This window comes from Nocardia sp. NPDC060220 (assembly GCF_042727815.1).
Classification (GTDB): Bacteria; Actinomycetota; Actinomycetes; order Mycobacteriales; family Mycobacteriaceae; genus Nocardia.
The window spans coordinates 1-5,026 of sequence record NZ_JBHWZY010000518.1; the positions used below are offsets into that span (position 1 = coordinate 1).

The 5,026-nt window shown below is 65.8% G+C and carries 6 protein-coding genes; all 6 read right to left on the minus strand.

The window, feature by feature from the left end; all coding sequences use genetic code 11:
* Nucleotides 1–163, minus strand: a 163-nt coding sequence (locus ACFWF3_RS23970; RefSeq protein ID WP_379315347.1) for a nitrilase-related carbon-nitrogen hydrolase, incomplete at its 3' end; no start/stop codon positions are given.
* Between the two features lie 167 nt (nt 164–330).
* Nucleotides 331–1,281, minus strand: coding sequence for a helix-turn-helix domain-containing protein (locus ACFWF3_RS23975; RefSeq protein ID WP_379315344.1), 951 nt, complete (start codon nt 1,279–1,281; stop codon nt 331–333).
* A gap of 246 nt (nt 1,282–1,527) precedes the next feature.
* Entirely contained in the window at nt 1,528–2,505 is a 978-nt protein-coding gene (locus ACFWF3_RS23980; RefSeq protein ID WP_379315345.1) for a helix-turn-helix domain-containing protein, read from the minus strand.
* A 304-nt stretch (nt 2,506–2,809) separates the two neighbouring features.
* Entirely contained in the window at nt 2,810–3,622 is an 813-nt protein-coding gene (gene truA, locus ACFWF3_RS23985; RefSeq protein WP_379315348.1) for a tRNA pseudouridine(38-40) synthase TruA, read from the minus strand.
* A 91-nt stretch (nt 3,623–3,713) separates the two neighbouring features.
* Nucleotides 3,714–4,226 (minus strand): 50S ribosomal protein L17, encoded by a 513-nt coding sequence (rplQ, locus tag ACFWF3_RS23990; protein ID WP_378661942.1) that lies wholly within the window; start codon nt 4,224–4,226, stop codon nt 3,714–3,716.
* A 21-nt stretch (nt 4,227–4,247) separates the two neighbouring features.
* Nucleotides 4,248–5,026 (minus strand): DNA-directed RNA polymerase subunit alpha (locus tag ACFWF3_RS23995; RefSeq protein ID WP_379315346.1); only part of this gene is annotated, 779 nt, incomplete at its 5' end.

The following is a 5,026-nucleotide window of genomic DNA, read 5'->3' on the forward strand; positions in this document are numbered from 1 at the left end:
ACATCCACCACGGGAATCCGGGCAGGAATGTCTCCGGAAAAGCAATCACTTGCGCGCCGCCGCGTTCGGCCGACGCGATGTATTCGATTGTCTGTTCGACTCCGGCAGACAGATTCAACCACTTCGGCTCGGCTTGCACCGCTGCCACGCGTACCCGACTCATCGTGCCCCCTTGTCGCTCAACCAGTGAAGAGTGTTCAATTCACTCTCTCGCAGAATGGCGCCACACAAACTGTCATCCCGTGCCAGCCGACTGACGGTCTGTGCCAATCCGCCGATTGCGATGAGTTTCGCCGAAGGTCTACCGAATATCGCGTGAGAACAGCGGTATCAGATAGACAGCGCGCTCGACGCGAGCATGCGGAATTCGCCGGGAGTCATCCCCGTCTCCAGCCGGAAGGCCCGGAAGAAGTGTCGCTCCGAGGCGAAGCCGGACGCGAGCGCGACCGTCGCGGTCGCGCGGCCGGGGTCGCGGGTGAGCAGGGTGCGCGCGCATTCCACCCGCATACGCCGCAGCACGGCGCTGAGTCCGTCTTCCACATCACCGAAGAGCCGGTACAGCGTTCGACGCGACACCAGACAGGCACGGGCGATGTCGTCGATGGTCAGGCCCGGGTCGGCGCACCGGGTCCGCATGAAGGACAGCACCTGTTCGCGGGACAGCGCCTGCGCGGGCTGACCCGACGGGATCTCCCCCGAGGCCAGCCGGACCGCGGAGGCGAGCAGTTTGACCCCGTTGTCGGCCAGGACAGTCGCATGGCCGGGAGCGCTCTGCTGGATGCGGGCCAGATCGCGAAAGAAGCCGGCGACCGCTCCGCCCGCGCTGTCGGCGGTGACCGTCACCGCGGTCGGCAACGGGGATCCACCCGGGCCGAGCTGCTGACGCAGGACCTCGAGTGGCGTCTGCACCACGACTTGCGCCCACGGACCCTCCAGCTCCCAGTGGTATGGGCGCGAGGTGTCGTAGAAGACCATGTCGCCGGGGCGAACCAAGGCGACCCGATCGTCTTGGTGCAGCAGTCCGGAACCTTCGGTCAGGATGGAAACCAGGAGGAATTCACCGTCGGTCTTCGCGATTCCGCGCGGGGTGCGGCGGATGCGCTGGCCGCTCGCGCGAACCGTCGACAGATCGAAGCCGGGGTGACTGCTGCGCTCGATGCGGCCGTGGAAGGTGCCGTCACCGCTCGGATCCGCCATCAGCGGGACGTAACTCTCCGACAGCAGCGACTCCCATTCGGCAAACGATTCGCGTGCTCCGGCGCGGGTCTGCGCGATCTCCATGCCAACCACCTCGCTTCCTATCCGAGTCGAACAGCAAACAGTTGGCGTCGCACAATCGTCGGGCTCGCCCGTGGCCGAGCCTGCCAGATCAACCGTCCAATTTCCATCAGCTGTTTCCGAATGGGATGGTTTGCCGACATCGGAAATGCGTCTAGCACCGCCGATTCCAGCGGATAACCGACCCGGGTCTTTCAATATGAAACATCCATGTGAGGCACATCACCTAACCCGGCTTGACGGCAATCGTCAGCCGATATCGGCGCCGGAACGAGCTACTACTCGGTATTCACCCGGCGTCATACCCGTCGCCGCGTGGAACGCACGATAGAACTGTCGCTCGGTGGCGAATCCCGATGCGGTCGCCACCGCGGCGATCGAACGAAAGTCGCTCGCCACGAGCAACACCCGCGCCCGCTCCAACCGCATTCCGCGCAGGACCGCCCCGAGCCCGCCCTCGAATTCCGCGACCACCCGATAGAGCGTGCGCCGCGACACCCGGCAGCCGTCCGCGATCCGTTCGATCGTCAGTCCGGGGTCGGTGAAATGGGCGCGCAGATAGTCCAGCACCTGCTGCCCGTTCACCGCCGCGATCTGCGCCCGGCCGGGCCGCTCGCCCGCCGCGATGGTGGCCGCCGCACCGAGGAGGTCGATACCGCTGCCCGCGAGCACCGCCGCCGACGCCGGATCGGTGCTGTGCAGCTGGGCGACCTGGCGGAAGAATCTGGCCAGCATCAACCCGACGCCCCCTTCCCCGATCACCATCCCGGCAGGCAGCAGATCAGCACGGATACCCAGGTAGTCGACGACCTGCTGCCGGGGCACCCGGACCGTGAGATCCTCGATCAGGCCCTCCGAGCGCCACCGAATCGGCTGTGCGGTGTCGTAGAAGATCATCGCGCCCGGTGCCAGCTCGACGCGGTTGCCCGCGTGCTCCACCTGGGCGTGGCCGGCGAGCACCACGCTACCGATGACATGGAAATCGTCGGCCCTGGCGATATGCCTGCGCGTGCGGCGCAATTCGTGACCCTCGGCCACCACAGTGCCTACAGAGATGTCCCCGAAATCGGCCGACCTGATCCGCCCCTCGAACGCGCGTGACACAGTGGGCGCGATCGACACCTCGGTGATCGCGCCGGCGACCAGCTGTTCCCAGTGCGCGAAAGCATCCGGCGGCGCGATCTCCGCGGTCGAGCAGATCTCGGGAAATCCTTCGAACGACGTCATCGCCCGACGTCGCTATTCCACCGCGACAGGGCGCACGCTCGCCCCGAATTCAGCTGACGCCATTCGTGTCTCCGCCATGATCGCTGCCACTCGTCGAATGCGGTGACCGAGGAAGTATCCATCGTCTGGGAAATCTAGCATCGCCCCCGATTACCACACCGATAACGTGAGCGCCGCCACCACAACTCGGCGGCCGAGACAAGAAAATTTCCTTACTTTCTTCGACTAGGGAAATTCTCGAACAAATATCGGATCGCCACTCGACAGTTCAGGTGTCACAGAATTCGGTGAACGGATACGGCTATTAATCGCCGCAGCAACCGCCCTCTGGCACCGGCACAGTTCTGGATTCCCGGGTTTGGGCATTACGCGCGGCGAGGTCGGCGTCGGCCGGATAGTCGACGGCGATGAGGCTCAAACCGTGGGCGGGAGCTACCGTCACCGAACTGGAACGTGCCGTCTCGGCGAGCAGGGACGTAGTCCATTCGGGGGCGCGGCGGCCCTCGCCGACCGCGAGGACGGCGCCGACGAGGCTGCGGACCATCGACCAGCAGAAGGCATCGGCGCTCACGTAGGCGGTGAGCAGGTCGCCGTCACGTTCCCAGTCGAAGCGCTGGAGTTCGCGGATGGTGGTCGCGCCCTCGCGACGTCGGCAGAAGGCGGCGAAGTTGTGCAGGCCCAACAGGTTTCGTGAAGCGGCGCGCATGGCCTCGAGTTCTACGCCGGGCTTGCACGGCACCACCCCGCGCGCCTGCAACGGCTGGGCGCCGTAGGGGGCGGTGGTGAGCCGGTAGGCGTAGTGGCGGCGCATCGCGGAGAAGCGGGCGTCGAACTCGGGCACAGCGGTACGGATTTCGGTGATCCGCACGTCCTTGGGCAGGAACTTGGCCATCCGGTACAGCAACTTGTCGGCGTCGAATTCGGACTCGGTGTCGAAGTGCGCGACCTGTCCCTCGGCGTGCACACCCGCGTCCGTGCGGCCGGCGACCGTCAGCTGCAGCGGCTCACGCAACACCTTCGACAGCGACTCCTCCAGCACGCCCTGCACGGTGCGCAACCCCGGCTGCCGTGCCCAGCCGGTGAAATCGGTGCCGTCATAACTGATCCCGAGCCGCACCCGAGTCATGCCATCCTCCTGAATTCGCACGCGGAAAAGACCCGAGCCCGCCACCCACGAAGGGTGACGGGCTCGGCAGAACTCCTGAGAATCAGGCGTCCTTCTTGTCCTCGGTGGCCTCGTCGGCGGCCGGGGCGTCAGCCACGGTCTCGTCGGCGACGGTCTCCTCGACCTCAGCGGCCGGGGCCTCTTCGGTCTTCTGCGAAGCGGCGACGCGACGGGCCCGATCGGCCTCGTTGGTCACGGTCTTCTCGCGGACGAGTTCGATGATGGCCATCGGCGCGTTGTCACCCTTGCGCGGCAGCGCCTTGGTGATACGGGTGTAGCCACCCTCGCGACCCTCGAACGAGGGGCCGATGTCCGCGAACAGGACGTGCACGACGTCCTTGTTGCGGATGTCCTTCATGACCTCACGACGGTCGGCAAGGCTGCCGCCCTTCGCCTTGGTGATGATCTTCTCGGCGTAGGGACGCACCGCCTTGGCCTTGGCCTCGGTGGTCGTGATCCGACCGTGCTCGAAAAGCGCCGTGGCCAGGTTGGCGAAGATCGCCTTCTGGTGCGACGCCGAGCCGCCGAACCGGCGGCCCTTCTTGGGCTTGGGCATTGTGGGTTTCTCCTGGGCGTATTAAAGCTGTTCGGTTTCGGCGTAGTCCTGCTCGCCGCCGTCGGTATCACTGAACGTGCCGCTGTCGCTCCACGTTCCGGTGCTCGCGTCGTAACCCACCACGGAGGACGGGTCGAACGACGCCGGGCTGTCCTTGAGCGAGAGGCCCAGCGTGTGCAGCTTGACCTTCACCTCGTCGATGGACTTCTGGCCGAAGTTGCGGATGTCGAGCAGGTCCGACTCGGTGCGGGCAACGAGCTCGCCCACCGTATGCACACCCTCGCGCTTGAGGCAGTTGTAGGACCGGACGGTGAGGTCCAGGTCCTCGATCGGCAGACCGAACGAGGCGATGTGATCTGCCTCGGCCGGGCTGGGGCCGATCTCGATGCCCTCGGCTTCGACGTTGAGCTCACGGGCCAGGCCGAAGAGCTCGACCAGGGTCTTACCGGCCGAAGCCAGCGCGTCCCGAGCCGTGATGGAGTTCTTGGTCTCCACGTCGAGGATGAGACGGTCGAAGTCGGTGCGCTGCTCGACACGGGTGGCCTCGACCTTGTAGGTCACCTTGAGCACCGGGGAGTAGATCGAATCCACCGGGATCCGGCCGATTTCCGCGCCGGTCGCCTTGTTCTGCACGGCGGGCACGTAACCGCGGCCCCGCTCGACGACGAGCTCGATCTCGAGCTTGCCCTTGTCGTTCAGGGTGGCGATGTGCATGTCCGGGTTGTGCACGATGACGCCGGCAGGCGGAACGATGTCACCGGCGGTGACGGTGCCCGGGCCCTGCTTACGCACGTACATGG